The sequence below is a fragment of the Sphingobacterium sp. lm-10 genome (assembly GCF_023554555.1).
GTDB lineage: Bacteria > Bacteroidota > Bacteroidia > Sphingobacteriales > Sphingobacteriaceae > Sphingobacterium.
Genome location: NZ_JAMJWC010000001.1, coordinates 2,006,129 through 2,033,037 on the forward strand (window position 1 = coordinate 2,006,129; position 26,909 = coordinate 2,033,037).

At 41.3% G+C, this 26,909-nt stretch carries 27 protein-coding genes; 11 read left to right on the forward strand and 16 right to left on the reverse strand.

The genetic code is table 11. The features are described from left to right. Positions 1-20 precede the first annotated feature (20 nt). Complete coding sequence (locus tag M8998_RS08155; RefSeq protein ID WP_249992077.1) at positions 21-1,013, forward strand: YihY/virulence factor BrkB family protein; 993 nt, start codon at positions 21-23, stop codon at positions 1,011-1,013. 61 nt (positions 1,014-1,074) lie between these two features. Here the strand turns inward: M8998_RS08155 and M8998_RS08160 are convergent, their stop codons facing one another. Continuing rightward, positions 1,075-3,714: a PEP/pyruvate-binding domain-containing protein gene (locus M8998_RS08160; protein WP_249992078.1), complete on the reverse strand. Its 2,640-nt coding sequence runs from the start codon at positions 3,712-3,714 to the stop codon at positions 1,075-1,077. A 158-nt stretch (positions 3,715-3,872) separates the two neighbouring features. On the opposite strand from M8998_RS08160, the gene M8998_RS08165 reads away from it, so the two are divergent. Beyond that, positions 3,873-4,565: a hypothetical protein gene (locus M8998_RS08165; protein ID WP_249992079.1), complete on the forward strand. Its 693-nt coding sequence runs from the start codon at positions 3,873-3,875 to the stop codon at positions 4,563-4,565. A gap of 19 nt (positions 4,566-4,584) precedes the next feature. Here the strand turns inward: M8998_RS08165 and cysM are convergent, their stop codons facing one another. Genes cysM through M8998_RS08185 form a run of 4 tightly spaced genes read right to left on the reverse strand, consistent with a single transcriptional unit; the run spans position 4,585 to position 7,477 of the window. After that, on the reverse strand, positions 4,585-5,460 hold the full coding sequence (gene cysM / locus M8998_RS08170) for a cysteine synthase CysM (protein WP_249992080.1): 876 nt from the start codon (positions 5,458-5,460) through the stop codon (positions 4,585-4,587). Then, positions 5,460-6,272, reverse strand: coding sequence for a serine O-acetyltransferase (locus M8998_RS08175; protein WP_249992081.1), 813 nt, complete (start codon positions 6,270-6,272; stop codon positions 5,460-5,462). The genes cysM and M8998_RS08175 overlap by 1 nt, the downstream gene beginning before the upstream one ends. Positions 6,273-6,318: 46 nt before the next feature. After that, a complete protein-coding gene (locus tag M8998_RS08180) occupies positions 6,319-6,696 on the reverse strand; it encodes a DUF3037 domain-containing protein (RefSeq protein WP_249992082.1) in 378 nt (125 codons plus the stop codon). After that, positions 6,680-7,477 carry a HipA family kinase gene (locus M8998_RS08185; protein WP_249992083.1) on the reverse strand — a complete coding sequence of 266 codons (798 nt, stop codon included), beginning with the start codon at positions 7,475-7,477 and terminating at the stop codon, positions 6,680-6,682. The genes M8998_RS08180 and M8998_RS08185 overlap by 17 nt, the downstream gene beginning before the upstream one ends. 231 nt (positions 7,478-7,708) lie before the next feature. On the opposite strand from M8998_RS08185, the gene M8998_RS08190 reads away from it, so the two are divergent. The 4 genes from M8998_RS08190 (at position 7,709) to M8998_RS08205 (ending at position 10,711) form a co-directional block, all read left to right on the forward strand. Beyond that, on the forward strand, positions 7,709-8,257 hold the full coding sequence (locus tag M8998_RS08190; protein ID WP_249992084.1) for a DUF1599 domain-containing protein: 549 nt from the start codon (positions 7,709-7,711) through the stop codon (positions 8,255-8,257). 2 nt (positions 8,258-8,259) lie between these two features. Further along, positions 8,260-9,486 (forward strand): BT_3928 family protein, encoded by a 1,227-nt coding sequence (locus tag M8998_RS08195; RefSeq protein ID WP_249992085.1) that lies wholly within the window; start codon positions 8,260-8,262, stop codon positions 9,484-9,486. 2 nt (positions 9,487-9,488) lie between these two features. Then, positions 9,489-10,001 (forward strand): shikimate kinase, encoded by a 513-nt coding sequence (locus M8998_RS08200; protein WP_249992086.1) that lies wholly within the window; start codon positions 9,489-9,491, stop codon positions 9,999-10,001. 128 nt (positions 10,002-10,129) lie between these two features. Beyond that, on the forward strand, positions 10,130-10,711 hold the full coding sequence (locus M8998_RS08205; protein WP_249992087.1) for a hypothetical protein: 582 nt from the start codon (positions 10,130-10,132) through the stop codon (positions 10,709-10,711). 63 nt (positions 10,712-10,774) lie between these two features. Here the strand turns inward: M8998_RS08205 and scpC are convergent, their stop codons facing one another. Beyond that, complete coding sequence (scpC, locus tag M8998_RS08210; RefSeq protein WP_249992088.1) at positions 10,775-12,262, reverse strand: succinyl-CoA:acetate CoA-transferase ScpC; 1,488 nt, start codon at positions 12,260-12,262, stop codon at positions 10,775-10,777. A 247-nt stretch (positions 12,263-12,509) separates the two neighbouring features. On the opposite strand from scpC, the gene M8998_RS08215 reads away from it, so the two are divergent. Together M8998_RS08215 and M8998_RS08220 are read left to right on the forward strand one after the other, a co-directional pair. Further along, entirely contained in the window at positions 12,510-13,322 is an 813-nt protein-coding gene (locus M8998_RS08215; RefSeq protein ID WP_249992089.1) for an AraC family transcriptional regulator, read from the forward strand. 23 nt (positions 13,323-13,345) lie between these two features. Next, positions 13,346-14,215: a 3-keto-disaccharide hydrolase gene (locus M8998_RS08220; protein ID WP_249992090.1), complete on the forward strand. Its 870-nt coding sequence runs from the start codon at positions 13,346-13,348 to the stop codon at positions 14,213-14,215. A gap of 83 nt (positions 14,216-14,298) precedes the next feature. Here the strand turns inward: M8998_RS08220 and rpsT are convergent, their stop codons facing one another. Beyond that, a complete protein-coding gene (rpsT, locus tag M8998_RS08225; RefSeq protein WP_249992091.1) occupies positions 14,299-14,553 on the reverse strand; it encodes a 30S ribosomal protein S20 in 255 nt (84 codons plus the stop codon). A gap of 114 nt (positions 14,554-14,667) precedes the next feature. Between rpsT and M8998_RS08230 the strand changes: the two genes are divergently transcribed. From M8998_RS08230 to M8998_RS08240, 3 genes are all read left to right on the forward strand, one after another. After that, on the forward strand, positions 14,668-15,207 hold the full coding sequence (locus M8998_RS08230) for an RNA methyltransferase (protein ID WP_249992092.1): 540 nt from the start codon (positions 14,668-14,670) through the stop codon (positions 15,205-15,207). Between the two features lie 76 nt (positions 15,208-15,283). Beyond that, complete coding sequence (gene sucD / locus M8998_RS08235) at positions 15,284-16,156, forward strand: succinate--CoA ligase subunit alpha (RefSeq protein WP_249992093.1); 873 nt, start codon at positions 15,284-15,286, stop codon at positions 16,154-16,156. Positions 16,157-16,235: 79 nt separating this feature from the next. Further along, entirely contained in the window at positions 16,236-17,414 is a 1,179-nt protein-coding gene (locus tag M8998_RS08240; RefSeq protein ID WP_249992094.1) for a metallophosphoesterase, read from the forward strand. Between the two features lie 119 nt (positions 17,415-17,533). Here the strand turns inward: M8998_RS08240 and M8998_RS08245 are convergent, their stop codons facing one another. The 9 genes from M8998_RS08245 to thrS all read right to left on the reverse strand — a co-directional run bounded on the left by M8998_RS08245 (position 17,534) and on the right by thrS (position 26,805). Continuing rightward, positions 17,534-19,195 (reverse strand): IPT/TIG domain-containing protein, encoded by a 1,662-nt coding sequence (locus M8998_RS08245; RefSeq protein ID WP_249992095.1) that lies wholly within the window; start codon positions 19,193-19,195, stop codon positions 17,534-17,536. Positions 19,196-19,206: 11 nt separating this feature from the next. After that, positions 19,207-19,956 carry a BT1926 family outer membrane beta-barrel protein gene (locus tag M8998_RS08250; protein WP_249992096.1) on the reverse strand — a complete coding sequence of 250 codons (750 nt, stop codon included), beginning with the start codon at positions 19,954-19,956 and terminating at the stop codon, positions 19,207-19,209. A gap of 446 nt (positions 19,957-20,402) precedes the next feature. Then, positions 20,403-20,795 (reverse strand): hypothetical protein, encoded by a 393-nt coding sequence (locus M8998_RS08255; protein WP_249992097.1) that lies wholly within the window; start codon positions 20,793-20,795, stop codon positions 20,403-20,405. A 563-nt stretch (positions 20,796-21,358) separates the two neighbouring features. After that, complete coding sequence (locus M8998_RS08260) at positions 21,359-21,595, reverse strand: hypothetical protein (protein ID WP_249992098.1); 237 nt, start codon at positions 21,593-21,595, stop codon at positions 21,359-21,361. A gap of 214 nt (positions 21,596-21,809) precedes the next feature. After that, the gene (locus tag M8998_RS08265) at positions 21,810-23,315 is read right to left on the reverse strand and encodes a TlpA family protein disulfide reductase (protein ID WP_249992099.1); all 1,506 of its coding nucleotides are present in this window, start codon (positions 23,313-23,315) and stop codon (positions 21,810-21,812) included. 308 nt (positions 23,316-23,623) lie between these two features. Next, positions 23,624-23,968, reverse strand: a complete 345-nt coding sequence (gene rplT, locus M8998_RS08270; RefSeq protein ID WP_249992100.1) for a 50S ribosomal protein L20 — start codon at positions 23,966-23,968, stop codon at positions 23,624-23,626. Between the two features lie 93 nt (positions 23,969-24,061). Further along, positions 24,062-24,262 carry a 50S ribosomal protein L35 gene (gene rpmI / locus M8998_RS08275; protein WP_066752870.1) on the reverse strand — a complete coding sequence of 67 codons (201 nt, stop codon included), beginning with the start codon at positions 24,260-24,262 and terminating at the stop codon, positions 24,062-24,064. Positions 24,263-24,296: 34 nt separating this feature from the next. Then, entirely contained in the window at positions 24,297-24,866 is a 570-nt protein-coding gene (infC, locus tag M8998_RS08280; RefSeq protein WP_249992101.1) for a translation initiation factor IF-3, read from the reverse strand. A 13-nt stretch (positions 24,867-24,879) separates the two neighbouring features. After that, positions 24,880-26,805, reverse strand: a complete 1,926-nt coding sequence (thrS, locus tag M8998_RS08285) for a threonine--tRNA ligase (protein WP_249992102.1) — start codon at positions 26,803-26,805, stop codon at positions 24,880-24,882. Positions 26,806-26,909: the final 104 nt, after the last annotated feature.

Genomic DNA, 26,909 nt, shown 5'->3' on the forward strand with positions numbered 1-26,909 from the left:
TTATTTATTTCTCAGGTTTTATGTTGCAAAAGATTAAAGATTATTTCAGACTGGTTTATGATGCTGCCATGGGTTTCATGGAGCACGACTGTCTCAAGATGAGCGCTGCGCTATCGTATTATACCGTATTTTCTATTGGCCCTCTAGTCATGATCCTGATCTGGACATTGGGCTTTTTCTACGGAAACCAAATTGGTGGCAATGACGGGGCACAGACCGAAGTGATGGAAGAACTTACGGCTTTATTTGGTGCAGATATCGCTGTGATGTTAGAGTCAGCAATCCAAAAGATATCTGCTGATTCTCAGTCAAACATTGGCTTCATTATCGGTATAGGTACTTTGATATTTACATCGACCACCATCTTTGTCAATATACAACAATCGATTAACACCATCTGGAATGTGAAACCAAAACCAAAAAAAGGATGGCTGAAGATGATCATTAACCGATTATTGTCCTTTTCCATGATTTTGGGCTTAGCCTTTCTACTGATGGCATCACTAATCTTGAGTAGTGTTATTGGTTTATTATCCACACAAATAGGCAATACCTTTTCTTGGATCAATATCGATCTTATTGATTGGGTAAACACAGCAGTAACCTTTGTGGTAATAGGCACCCTATTCGGCTTTATATTTTCAGTATTACCCGATGCCAAAGTGCGCTTTAAAGATATTCTGGGGGGAGCTATATTTACATCCTTACTATTTATGCTTGGTAAGTGGGGCATTTCGGTTTACCTTTCGAACAATGCAACAGCTAGTGCATTTGGTGCAGCTGGATCCATCATCATTCTATTAAGTTGGGTATATTACACCTCGGCTATTATCTTCTTTGGTGCAGAATTCACAAAACGATATGCGATACGCTATGGTCACGGTATACAGCCCTCATCATTTGCTGTAGTCATTGAGCAAAGAGAATATGAATACGATCCGGATACAGGTCAGAGAGAAAAAATTGAAAAGCTGGATGACGAAAATGTGATATCATCCTCCAACAAATCATAAATAAAATGGGCCTATTTTCACAAATAGGCCCATTTTATTTATGATAATTGAATTACGGAAATTATTTTTCAATCTTCTTGATCTCTCCACTTATCGCGTCCACGTCCACCAGATCACCATCCTTCAGATAGCTTAGTAAACCATCAATTTCTACGACGGAAGGCACATTCAATTGTCGGGCTAATACGGAGAGCGGACTCCATACAGATCCCTTTTCCAATAGCAAGGCGCCAGCGCCAGAAAGTTCTTTTTCTATCCTCCAATGAGCAGATTTCGCGACGATAACCTCCCCTTCTGCCATTACAAAATCTTCATCACCTTTCCATATTCTAACGGTTCCCTGCACTTTTCCCTGACAACTTACCACACCACATAGCTTGTCGTGCTGCACAAACTCCTTTGCTGCCGCAAAAAAGTCATTGCTCTTGTAGGGTATACCAAATGTGGCTATTGGAGAAGCAGGCGCAGGCATGGACTGGAATCGTTCGTATTCTTCTTTTCGAACCGCCACTAGGCCATTGAGGTCTGTGGTAATACTGCTTCCTTCAATAAATGCAAAAATTTCTTCTTTACTAAGGAAGAATATATCGCTCTCAAACTCTAATATCCCCTCTTCCGAAAACCTTTTGCCTATGACCGAAAACACCTGTTTAACGATGCCCAACACGTGTATATAATCATACTGAAAATCCTCTTTCATGCGAAGCATTTCGCGGGTCTTGCGCAAGGTTTTATTGTACCACCATCGTTTAATAGGGCTTCGCCGAAAATGGTGATTTGCTTTTTCTTCTGCAGCGGCCTGCACTTGAGCTTCTACGTGTCTTGCATGATCCAAGTCGCTGATATGGCGGTGTAAATAATATTTCAATGTGGCAATCAGATCATCAGGACTATCATGATCGACATAAAAATGGGAATGTTTTGACACCATATTATGCGTATTTGTATGTGCCAAATAATCTTCAATGGTGTGCCGTAATCCTACTGTCTCTTCCCGATTATCATGTTGAATGAAATGCCATATCTGCTTTGTACCCTCGGTCTCAAACAATGTCTTTAAGAAGGCGGAAGCATGAATTTTTTGTGCTATTTCTATTCTACGTTGCAACGGATAATGTGTCGCCAAGGCTTTGGCATCCAGCAATAAATCAGTTGCCACCACCGGATTTGAATGTATAGAAAAGGGCATTATTTGCTTTTGAAGCCACCCGAAATGTACCTGAAAAAAGAAATCTACTTGGAAAGGAATATCCCATTTGGTGAGTAAAGTACGCTCTAATTGAAGATAAAGCTGCATTAGTTCGTGCGGATTCTTCATCTGCCAATCCAGATTTTGATATCTGCGTATCACTTTTTCTACATATTTCCTAAACTCATCTCCTTCGCGAGAAAGCGAACGGTAGCGGCTCACCATTTTTCCCATCAATAGCACCAGGTTCCACCAGGCTTCATTTGCAGATCCAGGATAAATTTCTGCGGTACCGAAATCGTGTGCTGTACGGCGCTTAGAAGGTAGGAAATGGACATCAACGCGACTACTTGGCAGCATGGCTTCTAAAGTTTGGTGCGCGCGCAAATTGCTGTAGAGACGACCATTAATTAGCCCCACTGCACTGGAGAAGATCCCTTTATATCTTTTCAAGGTCGCCTTTGAAGCGCCGAAGAAAGAGGCTCTAATCTTCTGATCTGCCTCTGTATAGGTCTTAATGCAGGAAAAGGCTAATGGTGTAGTAACACCAGCAAAATGTTCAGCATAGGCAACATTATCCCATATGGTATATTCTCCGGACGTATCCGGCAGCTTATCCAATCGCCAGATTGGCTGTGCTTGCAGGATGTACAATTTTTCGTCGCGTATCGCAAATTCCAGTTGATAAAACTGTTGATTTTCTTCTCGGAGATTGTCCAGTGCTTTGGACAACGTGAGCAGGTGTTCATCTGCTACCGCCTGATCATGTTGATGAATCCTTAAAACTTCGTCAGTAGTTATCGTACCATCTTTCTGGACAGTCAACTTCTCTCGCTTTCGCACTATTTGTCGATCTATACCTCCTTCTGTAACGCTATATGTATCGGCCTCCAAATCAGCAGAGACAATTCCACCGATTCCAAACACGGCAGAGACAAATTTCTCTTTCCGACTACCACGTGTGGGATGCAAGCCAAAAGCGATTCCAGAGGATTGAGCCTCAACCACCTCTTGAATGATCACTGCAATGCCCAAACTTGGCCCCAAACGGTGCGCTGCACGATAAGAAAGTACTTTTTCTGAAAATATGGATCGCCAAATCGCCTTGATTTTTTGAAGAACATGCGCACGTGGTACGGCTAGAAAACTATCAAATTGACCGACAAAAGCATCTTCATGACCATGCTCTAACCAAGCCGAAGGTCGTACCGCAAGATGCGCATCATGCGAGAAAAAGAGTGCAAGTTCGGCTTCTACAGAAGCCGGGAATACATAATCATCTATCGCGCGGAGTAAATCTCTAGTATTAGAGAGAGAAGAAAGATTCTTAAATGCTTCGGCCATAAAATCTGCAGGCAACACCACCCATCGCGGTGTGTCAAGATCAAATTGCTTTAGCATAAAGAGCCCCTTTGCTTTTTCTCCAATAGCAGGATGCGTTATATACTGGGTTTGACTGTCTTGTATGAAGATCATGTGGGTTAATATAAATGTGTGCTCGTCTTTCATCATGATGCACACTAAAGTTAATGACCAAATAATAAGCCAAAAGTATAGAACACCAGCAGTTTACTGGTCACGATTGTAACAGAATGCTCAATGAGGCTATAAATCAAACTTTTACGAATACAATTTGTTGATTATCATAGCAAACCTAAACGCGATTAGATATGAGACGATATGTGCTTCCTTTTTTCTTACTCATCCTGACAATTACAATCTCGCAGGCTCAGACTACGAAATTACAGGGTGCATACCTCATGAAACACGAAGATGCCTATACCTTGTGGTTATTCGTGGATGGCTATAGTTCCATGACGCATTACAACGATAAAGTATACCTTTCTACTATGGGAGGTCCTTTCTCCTTCGACGGGTCTACGATAAGCATAAAAACAGAATATAACGATATCGATTCAATCGCTGTAGGAAAATCAATCCAGCATGTGATTAGCATGGAAGGCGAAAATATAAAAGATCAGTCCGGTAGCATCTGGGTGAAACAAGAGGCCGAATCTCAGGAATTGAATGGACTTTGGCGTATCACAGGAAGGCAGCAAGACAATGAAATGACGACTATGAAACGTGGTGATAGAAAAACCATCAAGCTTTTAGTAGATGGTTACTTCCAGTGGATCGCTATCAACCCGGCACAGCGAGGATTCTACGGCACAGGCGGTGGACAGTACACATTCAAAAATAATAAATATGCCGAACACCTGCTCTTCTTCTCTCGTGACAATACGCGTATAGGTTCCTCATTGCAGTTTGATGGAGAAATCAAAGATGGACAATGGCATCATAAAGGTCTCAGCTCAAAAGGAGATAAGATTCACGAAGTTTGGTCTAGAGAGATAAAATAATAAGGGGAGCTAATATTTTTTATGCAGTGAAGAGATCGGAACTCAAGTAGCGATCACCACGATCGCACGCAATAAATACAATAGTTCCCTGCTCTATTTCATGCGCCACTTGTAGTGCAGCATGAAATGCTCCGCCTGTACTCATACCAACGAAGATACCTTCTTTCGCTACTAGCTCGCGCGTGCGCATAGTGGCATCTTGCTGGTCGATATCGATTACACGATCTACTCGGGAAGCTTCAAATATCTTGGGCAGGTATTCTTGAGGCCATCGCCGAATTCCTGGAATGGATGAACCATCCGTGGGTTGACATCCAACAATCTGAATAGCCGGGTCTTTTTCTTTGAAGAACCTAGAACAACCCATTATCGTACCTGTAGTACCCATGGCGCTGACAAAATGCGTGATCTGCCCGTTCGTATCTTTCCATATTTCGGGTCCAGTAGTTTGATAATGCGCTCTATAGTTATCTGGATTTGCAAATTGATTTAATAAAAAGTAACCCGATTTTTGCGATTTCTCCTCTGCATAATCCCGACTTGCTTCCATAGATTCCAACAAGGTTACTTTTGCACCGAAAGCTTCCATCGTGAGCACACGCTCGCGCGTAGATGTGGAAGGCATGACCAACTCGATAGGTACTTTATACATCCCTGCGATCATGGCGAGCGCGATGCCCGTATTCCCACTGGTTGCTTCTATCAAGGTAGATTGGGGGCTAATATCTCCTCTTTCCAATGCAGAACGGATCATATTTAGTGCGGCGCGATCTTTAACAGAACCTGCCGGATTGTTACCCTCCATTTTCGCGTAGATATGCACAGCAGGATTAGTATGAAAAGAAGTAATCTCTACGAGCGGCGTGTTGCCAATAGTGTCAATGATACTGCCCATTATAGGATTGGTTTTGATTCGAAGAATTTGGTGTTTGGTTGATGATAAACGGTGGTATATGGTTCAATACTACTGGTAAGCCACACATTGCCACCGATAATAGAATGATGGCCAATACGTGTTTCTCCTCCCAAAATAGTAGCACCCGCATAGATAATGACATGATCCTCAATAATCGGATGACGCTGTTTGCCGGCAAGCACCTTCTCTACGCTCAATGCGCCCAATGTAACCCCTTGATATAATTTAACATGATTACCGATTATCGTGGTCTCTCCGATCACGACACCAGTACCATGATCAATATGCAGGTATTCTCCGATGTTTGCGCCGGGATGAATGTCGATCCCTGTTCTTTCATGTGCATACTCCGTTAGAACGCGTGGAATTAAAGGGAGCTCGTAGAGCCAGAGCTGATGCGCCATCCGATACATACACATAGCCAGAAACCCGGGGTAAGTACGCACCACTTCGCGTAAGCTCTGTGCCGCAGGATCGCCATCCAGAATGGCCTGTGCATCAGTAAGCATCAATTCATATAATTTGGGTAATGCGCTAAAGAAATCTTCTACAATAGCCCGATGGTTACAGTTGCCACAATCCTTACTGCCTTGCAACAGATCATAAAACTCGTTTTCCAACTGCTTAAAGCTAGCCTTCAGTACATCCACAGAATACATCTTCTTTGGATTTCGTTCTGGAAAAAGCAAACGAAATATATCGCGCGCCCACTCCCATATCCGTACATTACTCGGCATGTTCTGGGCTTCTTGCTGCTTTAAAAAGAGATGCTGATAAAATTCTTCTTCCATTTCCTTCGTCATTAACCACACAAATATACTTTATAATCGATCAACCTTATAGAACTAATCGATGAAATAACTGTTGTAATGTTTCTTCCGGATCAGTACACAGTCCTACGTGTACCGGTGCGCACTGTATCCAGGTACTTCGGTTGGCCGTAATCCAACGCACACGCTCAGCTTGTTCTAATAGTGCTAACTGCCCTGCGTCTGGATTACCTGCACAAATTCCTTCCAGTGATTGCAAGTATGCTTTTAGGTACGCTACGTCCGCTTCTACAGAAAGACACTGGCATCTCGCATCGTCAACCGCCCAACGTATTGCCGCATAACGTTTACGTTTGCAATACAGCAGCACGCCCACATTTATAAATTCTTCTCGCTCTACCCTCGGTACATAACGAATCACCGAATACTCATATTCTACCTTCACGCGCTTTATCGATTTGATCTAAAAATAGGATTGACTGTTGTACGCGTTGGGAAAGAAAAGTAACATATATCTGCCGAACTTCATCTGCCGTAGCCGATCGTCCCTCTTCCTGTAACCACTCATCTGGTACGGCAGATAATACCTTCCACAAGTTTTCTTCCGTAAACAGGGCCCGAAACTGTACATCCACTTCCCGAACTTGAGTTGCCTGCTTCAACAATACATGGTCTTTGATTTGGATAAAAGGTTTTGCCACCTGATCTTCCCAATGATCCCAATTGTGATGAAAGTAGAGCGAAGCGCCATGATCAATTAGCCAAAGCTCCCGATTCCAGATCAACATATTGGTGTTGCGCACCGTTCGATCTACGTTCATAATCAACGCATCCAACCACACTATTTTGGAAGCTTCCATGGCGGTGATTTGCTCTACATTAGGATCAAAAGTAATGGCGCCATTCAAATAGTGTACACCTAAATTTTTGCCAACACTAAATTTCAAAAGATCCTGAATTTCTTCGTCGGGCTCTGTTCTGCCGAATGCTTCGTGCAACTCGGCAAATACCATTTCCGGCATACGCAAACCGAGCCATCGAGCGATTTCGCCTACAATGAGCTCCGCCACCAGAACACGCTTTCCCTGCCCTGCTCCGCGAAATTTAATCACGTAACTGAAATCATCATCGGCATCTACCAAGGCAGGCAATGATCCCCCTTCCCGAAACGGCATTACATACCGGATGATTTCTACTTCACGTATCTCTGGTTTCTTTATATTCATGGAATAAAGCGGTGTTTATGTAACAAATCTATGCAAGCGCAAACTGCTTATACGAATAGTAATCTTGAAAAAATGCCCTTACTTTCTACGAAGATAAATATTTCCAGAATAGTAAACTGTAACGAAACAGCCCTACCCACAAAAGGGAATAAAATCCATTTCGACAGAATAAATACTATTTGTATATTGTTTCCTACTTTTGTACGACGCTATCAATAGCGAAAATATGATATGGATACAAGCACAGAATACAATCAGATAATAGATCATTGCCGCACTTTATTTATAAAAAAAACAATTGACTACGGCACTTCATGGAGGGTAATGCGCCCCACTTCGATTACCGACCAGATTTTTATCAAAGCGCAACGTATTCGCACACTTGAAGTGAAAAAAGTTTCGAAGGTTGGAGAAGGTGTGATCGAGGAATATATTGGCATTGTAAACTATTGTGTAATCGCTATGGTGCAGTTGGATCTGGGTGTAGAAGGCAACTTAGACTTGGAAACTCGCGAAGCAGAAAATCGCTATGATGAAAAGATTAGAGAAACCCGTGAGTTGATGCTGGCTAAGAACCACGACTATGGTGAAGCCTGGCGAGATATGCGTATTTCGTCGTTGACCGATTTGATTCTTACCAAACTACATCGCGTCAAGCAAATTGAGGATAACAATGGCCAAACACTGGTATCTGAAGGGCTGCAAGCCAATTATCAAGACATGCTTAACTATGCCGTATTCGCATTAATTAAATTAGGACTACCTGCTAAAACACTGTGATAATGAACACTGCTGCCCTATACACCACTGCAAAACCGCTAAAAAAGCGTCCCAATATCTTGTTAATCCTATCTAGGATTCTTGTAGGATGTCTTTTTATATTTTCTGGACTGATTAAAGCCAATGACCCAAAGGGTTTTGGCTACAAGCTGGAAGAATATTTTAAGGTCTTTAATTTATCCATGTTGGATGAATATAGTACGTGGATTGCTGTGTGTATATGTGCGTTCGAAATTATACTTGGCGCGTTATTGTTGTTGGGCCTTGCCCGCAATAAGGTGAGTTGGGGACTGCTTGTGCTAACCATTTTCTTTACATTCCTGACGTTCTACTCTGCCTTTTTTGAGGTGGTGACTTCTTGCGGATGTTTTGGCGACGCCATACCTCTTACACCTTGGCAGTCTTTCATTAAAGACTTGGTGTTGCTTGGTTTAATTCTGATCATAGTACGTTTTAGACATCAGATTACGCCACTAATTAAAAGTCGATTCAGCAATAATCTATTAGCGATTCTGATTGTTATGCTGTCTTTTGGTGTAGGAATTTATACCATGAACTTTCTGCCAATTATCGATTTTCTACCTTACCGGGAAGGAAGCAATCTGCCGCAACAAATGATGATCCCAGACGATGCTGAAGCGGATGAATATGAACATATCTATACGTTGAAAAATAAATCGACTGGCGAATCCAAAACGGTCAATGACAAACAATATATGGAGGAGAAGATCTGGGAAGATGAAAATTGGGAAATCGTAGGAGATCCTAAATCTACCTTGATTAAAAAAGGATTCGAACCGGCTATTGCAGATCTTATTATTAGTGATTTGGAAGGAAATGATGTCACACAAGAAATTCTGACCAATCCTTATTTTAATTTTATTGTAGTAAGCACCGACGTGACTAAATTATCCTCGGTAGATTTGCTGGCATTGGACCGCATCAATACAACAATTCGGGAAATTTCGGAAGATTATCCTATTCGTGCGGTGCTACTGACAGCCAGTTCACCACAGAATGTCGTGTTTGTAAACGACCAGCTCAATCTTGTATTGGAAACATTCAACGCAGACCTGGTTCCACTAAAAAGTATGGTTCGCTCTAATCCGGGTGTCATGCTGATGCAAAATGGGACCGTAATTAAAAAATGGTCGAAGCATACTTTTCCGAACAAGGAGGATCTGGAATCAAAATTCATCAACAAGCAATTTACGCCATCAGCTAATTAAGCATGTCTAAACCGATATTTATTGTGGGCTTTATGGGTAGTGGCAAAACCACCTGGGGCAAGAAACTAGCGAAGGCACTGCAACGAACTTTTATTGATTTGGACGAGCAGTTAGTAGAACACGTAGGCATGACTATACCCGCTTATTTTTCCTTATATGGGGAAGAAGAATTTAGAAAAGTTGAAAGTCAGCTCCTTAAGAAAAATATTCTTCAAAATGTCGTCATCTCAACAGGCGGTGGCACTCCTTGCTTTTATGACAATATGGACTGGATTGTACAGCATGGCACAGTGGTGTATTTGGAGCACAGTCCAAAATCACTATGGGCGCGACTGAATGCCTCAGACGTCAATAAACGCCCTGCATTAAAAGGCTTAACAGGAGATAAACTACTGCAATTTATTACTGAAAAACTCGATGAACGGGCGCCACATTATCAAAAAGCACACATCGCGGTTGACCAATTACACACATCGATTCCAGAGTTAACAGCCATACTCCTACAGCAAAAATAACAGTCTAAAAATTTAAAAATTACTTGATCTTTATTGCGTTAAGAGATTATTTATTCCCTTTAGAAAGAAAGCTACATAATGTGGCATAGTAGTTGCATACTTGTGAAACGTAACTAAATTTGTATATTATGAAAAAAGTTTTATTATCTGGTTTATTCGCATTAGGTATTGTTTTTGGTTCATTCGCTCAGCGTGTGGAAACTCTACCTCAAACTTCTGAGAATGTGGGCATGGATCCAATCCGTCAAGGTAACTGGATGGTAGGTGGTTCCGTAGGTAGCCTTGGTTATAGCTTTGAAGGTGAAAATTTCAACATCCAATTGAATCCACGTGCGGGTTATTTTATTTCTGACGGTATTGCTATTGGTGCGCAAGCAGCTTTAGGTTTACAAACAGTTAGCGGAGGAGACAATGTATGGAACTATGGTATCGCACCATTTGTTCGTTATTATTTCCCAGAAGGATCAAGTTCAACAGGCCGTTTCTTTGGCCATGGTAACGTAGGTATCGGTGGATCTTCAATTGGTAGCGGAGCTTCCTTCGAAGCAGGTATTGCTGGTGGTTATGCGCACTTTATTACGCGTAACGTAGCATTGGAAACCACGTTAGGATACAACTACAGCAAAGCTAACCTTAACTCAGGTGGCGGTGCTAACGGTTTAGGTGTAAGTGTAGGTTTTCAAATCTACTTGCCAGGACGTGCGCGCTAGTTTGAGCTAATGATAGGTATTAAAAAAGGTCTTGAATGTTATTCAAGACCTTTTTTAATGGAACTAGATTTTCTCTTTCATGCTACCAGATTCCTGAAATCGCAGATGCCAGCTAAATGCTTCCTCTAGCAAATGCGGTGTATGCCCTCCGCGCTCGCAAGCCCGATCGAAATAAGATTGCAACTCTTCGCGGTAATCTGGATGCGTACAGTTGTCAATAATCTTTTGTGCTCGCTCTCGCGGCGCCAATCCACGCAAATCGGCCAAACCTACATCGGTAACCAGAATATCAACATCATGCTCCGTATGATCGGTATGCGATACCATAGGGAGTACATGGGAGATCACATTGTTCTTGGATGCGGCCTGCGTCACAAAAATACTGAGGTAGGCGTTGCGCGCGAAATCGCCCGACCCGCCAATACCATTCATAATTTTAGTCCCACCAATATGTGTGGAATTTACATTGCCATAAATATCAAACTCAATCGCGGTATTGATAGCGATAACGCCTAATCGGCGAATGAGCCCCGGCGTATTGGAAATATTTTGCGGACGCAGGACAAATTTGTCTCGATAACGTTGCAAATTTCCAAATACACGATCATAACAATCTTTAGACACGGTAACAGAAGAGGCAGATGCGAAGCTCAACGTACCACTATCGATTAAATCAAAGGTGCTATCTTGCAAGACTTCTGAAAACATCGTCAGATCGTAAAAATTACTATTCTTAAAACCCATTAATACCGCATTGGCCACTTTTCCGATGCCCGCTTGTATAGGAAGTAAGCGATCTGTTAGATTACCAATACGCACTTCGTTTTCAAAAAATTCGAGAATATGCTGTGCGATAGCAGATGTTTTCTCATCAGGATCCGAAATATCTGCGGGGCTGTCTTGTATATCTGTAAAAACAATTCCCACCACTTTACTCGGATCGAGTGCAATAGTTTTTCGACCAATCTTGTTCCATGGAGCGACAATGGGAATCACATTCCGATGAGGATAGTTTTCCGCCTGATAGATATCATGTATACCATATACATTTTCCGGCACAGCCGTATTAATCTCCAAAATCACTTTTGTTGCTAGAGAAGCAAATGCGACAGAATTGCCTACCGATGTGGTAGGAACAATACTTCCATCCCGATCAATGTAAGCAACTTCGATCACCGCAACATCGGGTCTCAATTGTTGATGTAACAGTTCGGCGCTCTCACTCAGGTGTTGATCTATGAACAGTACTTCGCCAGAATTGATCTTATTGCGTAAGGCACGATCCACCTGAAAGGGCATGCGCTTGCTTAACACCCCGGCATCAGCCAGCTTCCCATCAGTGTCATGACCGAGCGAAGCTCCCGTGATTAAGGTAATCTTAAATGGCTCTCGCTTTGCTTTCTCTGCCAATGCCGGCAATACGGCTTTGCTATCCCCTGCCTTGGTAAATCCGCTGGCACCAACGATCATACCATCCTGGATAAACTCCGCAGCGGCTTCAGCACTCATTACTTTATCTCGAAGACTTTCGAGTCTTATTCGCTCTATCATCGTGTATTATATTATGACATTTTTTATTCCCCTTTATTCGTGCTCTACAAACCGTATGGGATCACATAAATTTACGCAATTACTACGCAAATACCACTCTTGAAATCGCGAATTACACCTTACGATAACACTTTGACTAGATCGGATACCAGATAACATACCTAGCCATAGCTCCTACTACGCAACACGGTGTTATTTGATAATTTCAACTAAAAAAGGGATATTTAAGCCTATTAAAACCCATCGTATGACAAACAGCTACGTGAATAAATACTACATAACCGAAGTAGATGTCGACTTAAATAGTATTTATTGTCATCATGCCGTAATGGGGGAAGAATTCATCGACACACACGACCATCGAAAGGGACAGTTTTTATACACGGAGGGTGGCATGGTCTTCCTCAAAACAGCTGAAAAATCGTATTTCCTACCAGCCAGACATTATATCTGGATTCCAGCGGGTGTGAAACACAGTATTCACCCCAGCAGTCCAGAAGTTATCATGCGTAATCTCTATTTTCCAAGCTTTGATACGGATGGTCTTTTTTTTAACCAGGTAGGCATTTACCCCGTCAACGATTTGTTGATGGAGTTGATCATGTATACGAATCGATGGAATGGTCATATACTTCCAGAAGATAAGAAAAACTACACCATAGCTAAGGCCTTTAAACTGCTCTTGCCAGAACTGTCAAGTTCTAACTTATCCTTATCACTGCCTTATCCAAAAAACACGAAACTACGTGAAATGGTCTCGTTTCTGGAAGAACATATATCCGAACTAATCAGCTTTAAGGATCTGGCAAATAAATTCCATTTTAGCGAACGTACATTGGCACGATTGTTCCAAAAAGATCTGGGCATGTCCTTTATACAGTACTATACCATCTTGAGAATGTTAACCGCACTGAAATATTTGTTAAACGAAAAAATGAGCGTACAACAAGTAGCCGCTCGGGTCGGCTACAGCAGCTTACCGACTTTTAGCAATACTTTTTTTAAGATTGTAGGTGTTCGCCCCAGTGAATATGTCAAAAACAGAGAATCAATTATATAATTTTTAAACTAAACTACCATTATATGAAGCTTAAAATGGGCGCTATGCTCGCCGGATTGACTGCTTTGCTATCGTGTAACATGCAAAGCACCTCCAAAACAAAGACCACCACCCAAGACTCTATTCCAGAAGTCATTACCCTATTCAACGGAAAAGACATGAACGATTGGACTCCCAAGATTCGTCTGCATAAGGTCGGTGACAATTATGCCAACACGTTTCGAGTCGAAGATGGCCTACTGAAAGTACGCTATGATGGCTATGAAGATTTCAATCAGCAATATGGACATATTGGATACAACACGCCTTATAGCTATTATTATTTACGTATAGAGTACCGTTTTGTAGACGAACAAGCAAAAGGTGGAGAAGGCTGGGCTTGGCGAAATTCGGGGGTAATGCTTCATGGGCAGAAACCAGAAACAATGCTGAAAGATCAAGATTTCCCGATCTCTGTTGAAGGACAATTTTTAGGAGGTGATGGTACCACCACACGTACTACATCTAATCTCTGCACCCCAGGTACCCATGTGGTTATTGATCAAAAACTATATACAGCGCATTGCATCAACTCTACCTCAAAAACTTACCACGGCGATCAATGGGTAACCGCTGATTTTTTGGTACTCGGTGATTCGGTTATACAGCATATTTTGGAAGATAATGTGGTGATGGCTTATTCCAAAACTCAGATAGGGGGTGATAACGTAGAACCGTATGATCCAAAACAAAAACAGGATGGAAAAGCCCTGACCGGCGGATACATTTATTTACAAAGCGAAAGTCATCCGATAGATTTCCGAAAGGTGGATTTGTATGATCTAAGCGCCTACAAAGATAGTCCGGCAGATATTGAACGTATCGTCAAACATATTCAGCAGAAAAAGAAGTAACTGCTGATCTGATTAGCTGGCCGACAAACAAGAAAAGGGTGTATGAAAATACACCCTTTTTTATCTTATAAAAAAGCTAAAAGTTACGCTAACTTATTAACGAATTTCGTCAATTTAGACTTGTTGTTAGAAGCTTTTTTCTTGTGAATAACGTTTTTCTTTGCCAAACGATCCAGCATAGAAATTACACGAGGCAATAAAGCTTTTGCTTCTTCCTGAGAAGTAGTCGTACGTAGTTTCTTGATTGCGTTACGTGTCGTTTTTGCTTGGTAACGGTTTCTCAGGCGCTTCGCAGCGTTTGATCTAATTCTTTTGATCGATGATTTATGATTTGCCATCTTAGCTATAGTATTTTTATTATTTCTGTACTGAATTTGGAATGCAAAAATAACATAGATTATCCAATATTCAAAATCTTTTTATCTTTTCATAATACTCCTTACTTTTGGATCATGCAAAAATTATCCCTTGAACAGTTAAACCGAGTAGATATTGACACGTTTAAGCAGCAAGATAAATTGCCTGTGGTACTGGTTCTGGACAACGTGCGGAGCATGCATAATGTAGGCTCGGCATTTCGCACGGCAGATGCTTTGAATGTAGAACAGGTCGTATTATGTGGCATAACAGGTACACCTCCGCACCGGGAGATTGAGAAAACAGCTTTGGGTGCCACTAAATCTGTCGCGTGGTCGCATGAACCCACCACAGCCGAAGCGGTTAAAAAATTACGTGTTGCAGGTTATAGTATTCTTTCTGTAGAACAAGCATCTGGCAGCGTACAACTGCAGGACTTTGCACCGGAACACACAAAGAAGTATGCCTTCGTATTTGGCAACGAGGTGCATGGCGTAGAGGAAGAAGTTATCAGTGCCTCCGATGCCTGCCTGGAAATCCCACAGTTTGGAACAAAACACTCCTTTAACGTCTCCGTTACGATGGGTATTGTTTTGTGGGACTTTATCTCCAAGATAAAATTTAATAAGAAATAATATAAAATGCCCAAAGCAATGTTTTCAGAAGTCCCGACAAAATAGTAGCTTTGCTAGGCAAAATCAAAACTGAAAAATGAGCGTATTAGTCAATAAAGATTCTAAAGTTATTGTACAGGGGTTCACTGGTAACGAAGGAACGTACCACGCTACTCAAATGATCGAGTACGGAACCAATTTGGTAGGTGGTGTCACTCCAGGAAAAGGCGGACAAAAACACCTTGATCGTCCCGTATTCAACACTGTGCAAGATGCCGTAGATGAGACTGGAGCAAATGTATCCATCATCTTCGTACCTCCTGCGTTTGCAGCAGATGCGATTATGGAAGCTGCAGCTGCTGGTGTTGGCGTAATTGTATGTATTACTGAAGGTATCCCCACTAAAGATATGATTGAAGTAAAATCATACCTAAGTGATAAGAATTCTCGTCTTATCGGACCAAACTGTCCGGGTATTATCACGGCAGAAGAAGCAAAAATCGGTATTATGCCTGGTTTCATCTTCAAAAAAGGTAATGTAGGTGTTGTATCTAAATCAGGTACTTTAACGTATGAAGCCGTAGATCAAACTGTAAAGGCTGGATTAGGCATTACTACTGCTATTGGTATCGGTGGTGACCCAATCATTGGCACAACCACTAAAGAAGCCGTTGAATTGTTGATGAACGATCCAGAAACAGAAGGCATCATCATGATTGGTGAAATCGGTGGTGGCATGGAAGCGGAAGCTGCCCGTTGGATTAAAGAGCACGGTACTAAACCTGTCGTTGGCTTTATCGCTGGACAAACTGCGCCTCCGGGACGCCGTATGGGTCATGCTGGAGCAATCGTAGGTGGTGCTGATGATACTGCTGCTGCTAAGATGAAAATCATGGCAGAATGTGGAATTCGCGTGGTAGAATCTCCAGCTGAAATTGGTATCGCAATCGCAGAAGAATTAGCGAAATAATTCGTCTTCGGATTTATAACGTATATTAGGAAGCCGAGCATTTGATGCTCGGCTTTTTTTGATCAATAAAATAATCGACATGGCCAGAAGACTCCTATTATTCTTGCTACTTTTCCTCGTAGTGGATATCTATTTTTACCAAGCAGTAGTTACGGTGACAAAAAATAGGTATATCCATTTGGCGTACTGGATGGTTGATGTATTACTGATCTCTGGGATGCTGGGGGTATTTTTCGCTGGAAGAAAAGTCCGCCATTCGCAGCGCCTGCTGACTGCAATGTTAACAATCTTATTATCGCTGGCCATTCCTAAACTATTTTCTACGCCACTACTCCTGCTGGAAGATCTTTCACGTCTTTTTCGCGGATTTCCCGCCCGAAGCGTATATGTAAGCGAACTGGTATTGTTCATCGCTTTAGCGGTATTGCTGGTAGTCATCTTTGGACTAACCCGAGGCAGACACTTTTATCGCGTACGCAGAGAAACATTATATTTTACAGATCTACCTGCAGCATTTGACGGCTTTACCATTACTCAGATCTCAGACATCCATGTCGGTAGCTTTACGAACACGAAAGAAGTACAAAAGGGCATCGACCTGGCCAATGCACAGAAAAGTGATCTCCTCCTTTTTACAGGTGATCTGGTAAACCATGCTGCTTCTGAGATGGATCCTTGGATTCCAGCATTCTCTCAGTTACATGCGCCCTATGGTAAATACTCGGTGTTAGGCAACCATGACTACGGAGATTATATACAGTGGGAAAGCCAAACAGCTAAAATCGCCAACCTGGAAAGGTTAAAAGTGGTGCACCAGGAAATGGGCTTTCGACTTCTCTTGAATCAAGCAGATCTCCTAAAAAAAGACGGTGAATCAATCGCTTTGGTGGGGGTCGAAAACTGGGGAAAGAAGGGCTTTCAACAATATGGCGATTTGCGCAAGGCAACCGCTTCTCTTCCTAATGGGATCTTTAAAATATTGATGTCGCACGATCCTTCTCATTGGGACAACGTGAGTATTGATAAAGAGCAGCATGTGCATTTGACGCTCGCTGGGCATACACACGGCATGCAATTCGGCATCGAGTTGTTTGGATTTAAATGGAGTCCTATCCAGTACTTTTATAGTAGATGGGCAGGCTTATATGAGAGTGAAGGAAAATACCTCTATGTAAACCGAGGTTTTGGTTACCACGGCTTGAAAGGCCGAATTGGTGTGTGGCCGGAGATTACGGTATTAACGCTTAGGCGTAGATAAGGCAGTTATTACCTTCTCACACCGACATGCTCAAACAGAAAACCCTTCGCTAGGATTGAAATATCGCATTCAAACCTTAGCGAAGGGTTTTCACCAATAGACCTATCGTTTAGATTGGACTACAAAATGGTAAAGTTATCTTTGTATGTCAACGTCTGACCATCGATAACGACCGATAAAGTCATGCCTCCCCGACCTATATTGGATGGCACATAAACTACCATCGTATTTCCATCAATAACTTCAGGTGTTACATAATTCCATCCGAAAGAGACATAATTGTTCCATGAGCTTGCACTAAATCCGCTTCCTCGTATCGTTATCTTTGTACCGGGTACGCCGGATAAAGGAGAAACAGAAGTAAGTGACGGACCAAGAATTTCCATCTCTCCTGGGACGCTTATCCTGCCGGAAGATGTCTGCACAGATATTTTCAATTTGCCTAAGTCAACACCGGAGGGAACTTCTGCGGTTACAATGCTAGACGACTTTGCATAACCGGAAACACCTCTTGAACCAAAGTAAACCGTGTAGTACTCTCCAGCGATAAAAGTACCCGTTATCTCTACACTGGTGCCAACCGCGCCAACAGCGGGCTTGAAGCTAGTTACGCTGTATCCAACCACTTTCAATTTTGTCGGTGATTGGATTTCATGTGGCCCCACTTTGAAGTAAACGGTATGATCTCCTTCGGGGGTATTAGTAGGAACTGTAAAAATTACTTCCCTATTATACCAAGATACATCTATATAAGATCCTGATCCGATCTTCACCTGTGGTCGACCCACATTAGTGTTTGGGCTAGCGATTGCGCTACTATTCAATTGTATTATAGCTTGGCGGCCTGCAAAAACGGCATTAGATCCAAAAGAAACAATCTCTGGCGGCGTCACGGTAAATTTTCCTGGCAGTTCATGCACACGACCATTCATCGTAATCGTCAGCGGTGATTCAATAGCAGCACTAAATGGCACAGAAAACTTACTATCCCAATTTAACGATAGGTTCTCAGCGCCTAATTTTACCGTCAACCCCATATTACTCGAATAATACTGCGGCAAGTTATCACCTTGCAGAGTTACAACCGTACCTACCGGACCTGTTTTAGGCATAAAATCAGTAAATCTGGCAATAACCGTAATACCCTGGTAATTTGACGTAGAGGTGCCACCCAGATTTATGACTACTGGCACATTCGAACCGTGACTGCCAGAGATTCCTGATGGTACTACAGCGGTAATCAGCGTATCCGATGCAGACACAACTGCGGCTGATTTGTCTCCGATAACCACTCCTGTACGAAGAATATTAGGAGAAAAAAACTTACCACTTATACGCACCGTATCGCCAGCACTTGCCTGAGCAGGAGTTATCCTGCCTGCGGTAGGCACAGGAAGCATGGCGGTAATCGTGGAACCATAAACCGTACCTCTTTGATCCTTCACATAAGACTTTACAAAAATTCTGTCCGTATAGTTTCTTGAAGTATTAGGAATCAGGTCGTCTACGTTGGTTGAGAATTCCCCTAACACCACTTCCTTTCCTAAAGAAATTTTCTCACTATTTGCCTCGTTAAGGTCCGCTGTATATCCATACAAAAAACCATGGTCTACAATCTGGTCTGTACCCAGGCTTGAAATGTTTGCCCTAAAGCTCGCAGATGTGGTAGACAACACTTCAACTTTAATAGTTTGGGTCTCTGGTGCAGAAAAAATTTCTTTCTCACACCCGGCAAGAAGTACTGCAGTCGCCAGTACAATTAATCTAATTATATTTTTCATTTACTTAGGCTTTAAAAAGTATATCCAATTCTTATCCCATTCATCAACGATGGCTTAAAGCTTGTCACACTTTTATTGCTGATTGAATTAAATATGCCTCTGCTGTCGTCGCCCAAACCGGTTACTTCTGGTGTTTTGTATTTGAAATTGCTGTATCCGAGATTAAACTCATAGCCTACGAAAAAGCTTTTGGCCATATAGAAATCAAATCCTGCAATCGCCATAGCACCGAAGCGCGTGTATCCGTCGGGTGTCAAAGTAAAGTGATTGCCATAACCATTGTTATCATACACAGGCATGAGTTCTAAATAGCCATTTTTAACGTCTACAGTACTTGCATTAGTGGTTACATTATTTCGGGACCGCTGTCTACCCCAACTGACATCTACACCGATATAAGGAGATAGGCGATTTGTACCACGGAAATGCTTTTCTATACCGAAGTTGAAATCGGTAGAACTTTGCTTTGTAGAGGTAGAAATAAAATAACTTTGAGAGCCGTATGGGGATCCGTAACTCCCTGTGGAGTCTACCACATTGACAGACACTCCTAAGCGTAACGCCAAATCATCCTTAATAAAATACCGACCTTTGATTTGATTAAGGGAATTGTTTAAGCTAAGGTTAGCCTTAAATGGATTGACGTTTAATTCGGTCAAAAAATTTCCCTTTTTTGCCTTTAATGAACCATCGTCATAAGTTTGTGCAAAACCCCATTGCACAAGGAATGTCGCAACTAAAATCGCGATTTTCTTCTTCATAATAAATTGATTTGGTCCGCAAATATAGAAATAGTTTTGAAATTTTCACGCAGTTATTGAATTTCAAACGTTATATGGAAAAAAGGAAAAATAATATCTTATTTCTAGTTAGCAAAACACCTATTTGTTTATAGATATTGGAAGAATAAAAAAGTAATGAAACATGATGATCCATCACTTTTAGATATCTAAATACGTTCAGATTTAAATGGAGTCCTATCCAGTACTTTTATAGTAGATGGGCAGGCTTATATGAGAGTGAAGGAAAATACCTCTATGTAAACCGAGGTTTTGGTTACCACGGCTTAAAAGGACGAATTGGTGTGTGGCCGGAAATTACGGTATTAACGCTTAGGCGAAAGTAATTAATGGCTAAAGTACTATCCTGATAATAGAAAACCCCACGCTAAAATTGAAATATCGCATTCAAACCTTAGTGTTTAGCCCTAATAATGAGTATCTTTATATAGAAGCTGTGCCTTTCCATCACGACAGATTATCTCTTGCGGAGGTATCGCGTAAGCACAATCCGAATTCACTCCGTATTTTACATTAAAAGTACCATCAGCCCTATTATAATCCATAACCATTTTAATAAAAGCGGCAGTGTCTATAGCGACTGAGTAAGCAATATAAGACTTAGGGCCTCCACATGCTTTTTGTCCAAGCGCGATATACTTCCAGTCAGTGGGATTTGTACAGGGCACTGAATTAGCTATTTCCAGAATCTTCGCCAGGTTCTGTTGCAGCAGTAGCTCATCCTGTTCTTTAGAATGAATATCTTGCTTGTTGCAAGAGGCAAAGATCAACAGACAAATGATGATTATATTTTTAAGCATAAGTCATAACGGGTTATTGGTAAAGTTAATAAGTACTTCTCCAAAAGAAACGTATAACCCTTACTATACGCTACAATACAATCAAATGGCTTTAAAAGATTACGTTCAAAATCCTAAAAATTAGATCTTAATATTAGAAAATATCACAGAACACTACTGCAAGGCTATTCGATAACAAAAAATCGACCGAATGAACAGTCTTCAGACTGCCGTAATGAATTCGGGATGGGTCACCGAAAGGAAGTAAAGTAGATATTCATGCCACCGTCTCAGAAGAGATCAAAAACGTTTCTTACTAAAGCTTTAACAGCGCATCAATTTCGTTCATGCCAAACTTATTGTTTCTCCGACGCATCACGAAAATGCTTAAGCTTCCTTTAAAATGGAAGATAGTGATTTACCTCCCATTTTTTTAAGATGAAAATAGTCGCTTATTTACAGAAGCACTATTTATACAACCCCGCATTTTCACTTATAATACGGATCTATGGTATAAAATACGCAATAAAGCTGAATAGGTATCAACCTAAATGATGATTAATAGCGACTCGTGATCACCGAAATTATAATACAAACTCCCCTTCACATTTATCCCCACGATCATGTGCGTAGTTGCAAATATCTCTAAGCTGATCGTCCGATGGTTCACCTGTTATATTGATGATAAAGGTTTCTGCCGTTGCCGGAGTGCCGGCACAGGTACATCGATAAAATCCTCCTCCTGAGATATTTTTCATTTCATTTCTCGACAATAAACCTACACTATGTAGATTTAATGTGTTTACATTGATTTTTTTCATTATTATTATAGGTTAAAGGTGTAATGTTATCTTTTTATTTATTCTACTATAGTTCGCACATAGTATTTTAGAGGTGTGTTATTTTTTATGTTCTACAGATATTGCTCTATACAACGATATTTACAGAAAAAATATCTACGTATGCCAAGTATATGGAACAAAATATTATCGTAATAGCGAATATATCAAAAATTACTAATCGTTCCTACAAGAATTATTCGGTTTTCAAAAACGCATCAATTTCGTTCATCAGCGCATCCATATCAGAAGGTGAAGCTGAAGCATCAGGGATCAACACTCGGCCATCGGCGGTAGCTAGCATATAACGTGGGATGGTGTTGAGTTTATATTTCTGCTTTAACTCTTTTTTCAACTCTGGGGATAATAGCACGTGAGAACCTTCTAATGCATGACCACGGGCAGTATATTCCCACACATCACGTTTATCAGCGGCATCAATGGATACATATACTGTAAATATATCGCGTTCGCGTAAACGACGGTTTAGCTCCTTACTGTGTGCGAATTGCTTGATACAGGGCTCGCACCAAGTTGCCCACAAGTCTACAAAGATAGCCTTGCTCCTGCTACTAGTGGCTAAGACCGATTCAAAAGAGGAAAAATTAGCCACATAACCCACTGTGGGTAATCCATTCTCGTAGTAGAACTTATAGGTGGACAAGCTGTCTGGATAAAGGCCGAAGCCATCCGTATAGCGGATACGCTTACCTTCGGCTACCTTATGTAAGCTATCCAACATAAAGTATAAGCCATCTTTGGGATAATGCTTCTCGTAGATAGCCATCACATCTTGGTAGCTATATTGCTCAAAGCCGGATTTGAAATTACCCTTTATGGATTGTGCAATACGCCAACGATCAAAGGGCGCAGGCAACTTTGCATAACGAGCTAGCTGTTTGTTTATAGAGGAGAAATCATTTGTAATTTCAGCCGTATCTCGCCTAGCTAAAATGAGTGTATAATTGAAAAGGAAACTAGATAGGTCTATTCCTGTAAACCAGCCTTCAATCGAGCCAAACATGTCGGTTATACCATCTGCTGTGTAGAAAAACATTTGTCGCTCAGATTTGCTCAGTTGGTCAAAAGTTTTGATATTATTGACGAAGATAAATAAAGGAAAAACTAAAGCGCGATTTGTTAAAGCGGCATATCCCAGTTGATATTGCTTATCAGATAATCCACCGGTTCCATGTATCTTATTCCAAGATTGTAACACTTCCTGATGAAATTGCTTGCAGCTATCAAGAAACAAAGATTGTTCTCTTACAGGTTTTTCATAAAATCTTTCCGCATGTCTGGCCAGCTGGATATATCGCCTTTTTTCAAAGGATTTTTTGTACAAAGATTCTATCACTTCATTGAGTAAACCATTCCCTTTTGCGAAAACTCCACGATCTGTTAATAGCTTTTTCCCATTAGAATTCACTATACGTAAATCTAGTTCTTTACCAGGTTCTAGGTAAAATTCACCATATAACTGTCCAACTTCAATAGGTATCAAAGCAGGCGACGTTAAAATAATTTCTTTTCTAAACGTCTTATCCTGCTTTTTGAGCGGATGGCTAGTCTTCATATCTCTATTGTAAAACTGACCGTCAATCGGGATGCCAATTAATATGCTGGAAACATTTGTACCTTCGAACTCCCCTTTAATAACAGCCGTTTGGGCGCTACACAATAAAGAGACTATATGAGTCATTAGAAATATAATTAGGTATTTATATGCACTTCTCATACGTTATACAATTAGAAAACCCTGCTACTGCGATATCTAAACCCAATTAAAAATATGAAGAAAAGACATGTGCCACTGGCAACACTACATAAAGTTAAGTTAAAAATAAAAGCATATTTTACCTTAAGTGATAATAATTGTAAAATCAAGCTGAGCATATCCGCTAATTCGATAAATCTAATATCGAATATTGTAACACAGCGTATAACAAAAAAAAGGAACCCGAAGGTTCCTTTTTCATATCTCTAACAAATTGATATCGGGTTAAAACTCTATTTTACTGCGTCTACAACTGCTTTGAAAGCATCTGGATTGTTTAATGCTAAGTCAGCCAATACCTTACGGTTCAAGCCAATGTTTTTAGCACTCAATTTACCAATTAGTTGAGAATACGAGATACCGTGTTGACGGGCACCCGCATTGATACGCTGGATCCATAAAGCTCTGAACTCGCGTTTTTTGGTTTTACGGTCGCGGTAAGCGTACTGTAAACCTTTTTCAATTGTATTTTTAGCAATAGTATAAACTTTGCTACGTGAACCAAAATAGCCTTTGGCCATTTTCATGATTCTTTTTCTTCTTCTTCTCGAAGCTACTGCGTTAACCGAACGTGGCATAATGTTGTAAATTTAATTTGGTATAAGGCGTTACGTTTTTCAGCAATCTTACAACCTGTTACCTGGTTAAAAAATATTGAATGTATTGTTGACTTATTTACCGATAGCAAGCATGCGTTTCACATTGCCCATATCTGCATCATGAACATAACTAGTTTGTGTCAAGTTACGTTTCTGTTTAGTCGTTTTCTTAGTCAAGATGTGGCTTTTGAAGGCACTTTTTCTTGCAATTTTACCTGTTCCAGTTAGCTTGAAGCGTTTCTTTGCGCTGGAATTGGTTTTTACTTTTGGCATAATATTATAAATTATATATCAATCTGTTAGATGTTTATTTTTTAGCTGCTACCTTAGGCGCCAAGGTCAAGAACATACGCTTACCTTCTAATTTGGGTAGCAATTCTACTTTACCATAGTCTTCTAATGCTTGTGCAAAACGGAGCAATAAGATCTCCCCTTGTTCCTTAAACACAATCGCACGACCCTTGAAGTGTACATAAGCGCGTACTTTCTCGCCACTTTCTAGAAACTTCATCGCATGCTTCAACTTAAATTCAAAGTCATGGTCGCTGGTGTTGGGTCCAAAACGGATCTCTTTGATCACGGTTTGTTTCGCATTTGCCTTTATTTCCTTTTGTTTTTTCTTTTGCTCGTAAACGAATTTACTGTAGTCAATGATTTTACAAACGGGAGGCGTGGCATTTGGAGAAATCTCCACCAAATCCAACTCCAACTCATCAGCAAGTTCTACCGCTTTGCGAGTGGGATAAATCCCAGGCTCGATATTATCACCGACTAAACGTATCTCAGGTACGCGGATGTTTTCATTGATGCGGTGTTCAGGTTCCTTCTTACGGATTGGCCCTCTACCTCTATTACCAAAATTGCTACTTTTTGCCAAATGCTTTTATAATTTAAACCGTTATTTCTTTAATTAATAAATCTTTGAATGCTTCTGAGGTCATTGAACCCAGATCGACTGACCCATGCTTACGAACAGATACCGTGCCACTTTCGATCTCTTTATCCCCTATAATCAACATATAAGGCAGTTTTTTCATCTCGGCGTCACGGATTTTACGACCTACCTTCTCATCACGTAAGTCAATCAGTCCGCGAATATCGGAATTATTTAGGAAATTTAAAACATTTTGCGCGTATTCCTCGTATTTTTCAGAAACCGGAAGAATGATAAATTGCTCAGGAGCAAGCCATAACGGGAATTGACCAGCACAGTGCTCGATCAACACCGCCACGAAGCGTTCCAAAGATCCGAAAGGTGCTCTATGAATCATCACCGGACGGTGTTTTTGGTTATCACTACCCGTGTATTCCAATTCAAAACGCTCAGGAAGATTGTAGTCCACCTGGATCGTACCCAACTGCCATTTACGTCCTAATGCATCCTTCACCATAAAGTCCAGCTTAGGGCCATAGAAAGCCGCTTCACCGTATTCTATGATAGATGGCAAACCCTTTTCTGCCGTAGCCTCAATAATGGCTTGCTCTGCCAATGTCCAGTTTTCTTCTGTACCAATATATTTGGTTTTATTGGCCGGATCGCGTAGCGATATCTGAGCAGTATAATCTTCGAAACCTAAAGCTCCAAAGACATACAGAACCAGATCAATTACCTTTTTAAATTCTTCCTTTACCTGATCCGGGCGACAAAACAAATGCGCATCGTCTTGCGTAAACCCACGCACACGGGTTAGTCCGTGTAGCTCACCCGACTGTTCATAGCGATATACTGTTCCAAACTCTGCAAAGCGCACCGGCAAATCTTTATACGATCGTGGTTTGGTTTTATAAATCTCGCAATGGTGCGGACAGTTCATCGGCTTTAAGAAGAACTCTTCTCCTTCTACTGGTGTTTTGATCGGCTGGAAAGCATCCTCACCATATTTCTCGTAATGACCAGAAGTCACATACAACTGTTTGTGTCCAATATGTGGTGTTACCACCGGTTCGTAACCTGCTTTCAACTGTGCCTTTTGTAAGAAATCCATCAGCTTCTGACGCAAGGCCGCTCCCTTTGGCAACCAAAGTGGCAAGCCCATCCCTACTTTTTCGGAGAAGGCAAATAGCTCCAATTCCTTACCCAGCTTGCGGTGATCGCGTTTTTTGGCTTCCTCGATCATTTTCAGATAATCGGTCAGCTCTGAAGCTTTCGGAAAGGTGACACCATAGATACGAGTCAATTGCTTACGGGATTCATCTCCCCGCCAGTAGGCTCCTGCAACGTTAGTGAGCTTGATAGCTTTAATAACGCCTGTCTGCGGGATATGTGGTCCGCGGCACAGATCCGTGAATTGCCCTTGCGAGTAAAACGTAATCTTACCGTCTTCCAGGTCTTTGATTAGATCTAATTTATACTCATCGCCTTTTTCCTCGAAATAAGCAATAGCTTCTGCTTTGGATACCGAACGCCGTTCGAATACTTCCTTCTGTTTGGCCAATTCCAGCATTTTGTCTTCGACTTTCTTGAAGTCGTCAGAAGAAAATTCCTGATCGCCAAAGTCCACATCATAATAAAATCCGGTTTGAATGGCAGGGCCTATACCGAATTGAATGCCGGGATACAATGCTTCCAATGCTTCGGCCAATAAATGGGCCGAAGAATGCCAGAACGTAGATTTACCTTGTTCATCATTCCAGGTCAAGAGTTTAACTTTAGCATCTTGCTCGATTGCGCGGGATGCATCCCATACTTCACCATCGACTTCAGCTGCCAATACATTTCTAGCTAGACCTTCTGAGATTGATAAGGCCACCTGCATGGCAGAGGTCCCTTTTTCATACTGACGGACGCTACCGTCAGGAAGAGTAATGTTAATCATAGTACAACTTATGATTTTAGATTATAAAAACTGTTTGATATTACTTCAGAAGGCACAACATACTACGTTGGCATACTTCTGAAGTGTTGATTCACACCGTGGAA

Bases quoted from the DNA above. Each gene is read 5' to 3' on its own strand.
- M8998_RS08155 (WP_249992077.1), top strand. From the start codon at position 21: ATGTTGCAAAAGATTAAAGATTATTTCAGACTGGTTTATGATGCTGCC.
- M8998_RS08160 (WP_249992078.1), bottom strand. From the start codon at position 3,714: ATGATGAAAGACGAGCACACATTTATATTAACCCACATGATCTTCATA.
- M8998_RS08165 (WP_249992079.1), top strand. From the start codon at position 3,873: ATGAGACGATATGTGCTTCCTTTTTTCTTACTCATCCTGACAATTACA.
- cysM (WP_249992080.1), bottom strand. From the start codon at position 5,460: ATGGGCAGTATCATTGACACTATTGGCAACACGCCGCTCGTAGAGATT.
- M8998_RS08175 (WP_249992081.1), bottom strand. From the start codon at position 6,272: ATGGAAGAAGAATTTTATCAGCATCTCTTTTTAAAGCAGCAAGAAGCC.
- M8998_RS08185 (WP_249992083.1), bottom strand. From the start codon at position 7,477: ATGAATATAAAGAAACCAGAGATACGTGAAGTAGAAATCATCCGGTAT.
- M8998_RS08190 (WP_249992084.1), top strand. From the start codon at position 7,709: ATGGATACAAGCACAGAATACAATCAGATAATAGATCATTGCCGCACT.
- M8998_RS08195 (WP_249992085.1), top strand. From the start codon at position 8,260: ATGAACACTGCTGCCCTATACACCACTGCAAAACCGCTAAAAAAGCGT.
- M8998_RS08200 (WP_249992086.1), top strand. From the start codon at position 9,489: ATGTCTAAACCGATATTTATTGTGGGCTTTATGGGTAGTGGCAAAACC.
- M8998_RS08205 (WP_249992087.1), top strand. From the start codon at position 10,130: ATGAAAAAAGTTTTATTATCTGGTTTATTCGCATTAGGTATTGTTTTT.
- scpC (WP_249992088.1), bottom strand. From the start codon at position 12,262: ATGATAGAGCGAATAAGACTCGAAAGTCTTCGAGATAAAGTAATGAGT.
- M8998_RS08215 (WP_249992089.1), top strand. From the start codon at position 12,510: ATGACAAACAGCTACGTGAATAAATACTACATAACCGAAGTAGATGTC.
- M8998_RS08220 (WP_249992090.1), top strand. From the start codon at position 13,346: ATGAAGCTTAAAATGGGCGCTATGCTCGCCGGATTGACTGCTTTGCTA.
- rpsT (WP_249992091.1), bottom strand. From the start codon at position 14,553: ATGGCAAATCATAAATCATCGATCAAAAGAATTAGATCAAACGCTGCG.
- M8998_RS08230 (WP_249992092.1), top strand. From the start codon at position 14,668: ATGCAAAAATTATCCCTTGAACAGTTAAACCGAGTAGATATTGACACG.
- sucD (WP_249992093.1), top strand. From the start codon at position 15,284: ATGAGCGTATTAGTCAATAAAGATTCTAAAGTTATTGTACAGGGGTTC.
- M8998_RS08240 (WP_249992094.1), top strand. From the start codon at position 16,236: ATGGCCAGAAGACTCCTATTATTCTTGCTACTTTTCCTCGTAGTGGAT.
- M8998_RS08245 (WP_249992095.1), bottom strand. From the start codon at position 19,195: ATGAAAAATATAATTAGATTAATTGTACTGGCGACTGCAGTACTTCTT.
- M8998_RS08250 (WP_249992096.1), bottom strand. From the start codon at position 19,956: ATGAAGAAGAAAATCGCGATTTTAGTTGCGACATTCCTTGTGCAATGG.
- M8998_RS08255 (WP_249992097.1), bottom strand. From the start codon at position 20,795: ATGCTTAAAAATATAATCATCATTTGTCTGTTGATCTTTGCCTCTTGC.
- M8998_RS08260 (WP_249992098.1), bottom strand. From the start codon at position 21,595: ATGAAAAAAATCAATGTAAACACATTAAATCTACATAGTGTAGGTTTA.
- M8998_RS08265 (WP_249992099.1), bottom strand. From the start codon at position 23,315: ATGACTCATATAGTCTCTTTATTGTGTAGCGCCCAAACGGCTGTTATT.
- rplT (WP_249992100.1), bottom strand. From the start codon at position 23,968: ATGCCACGTTCGGTTAACGCAGTAGCTTCGAGAAGAAGAAGAAAAAGA.
- rpmI (WP_066752870.1), bottom strand. From the start codon at position 24,262: ATGCCAAAAGTAAAAACCAATTCCAGCGCAAAGAAACGCTTCAAGCTA.
- thrS (WP_249992102.1), bottom strand. From the start codon at position 26,805: ATGATTAACATTACTCTTCCTGACGGTAGCGTCCGTCAGTATGAAAAA.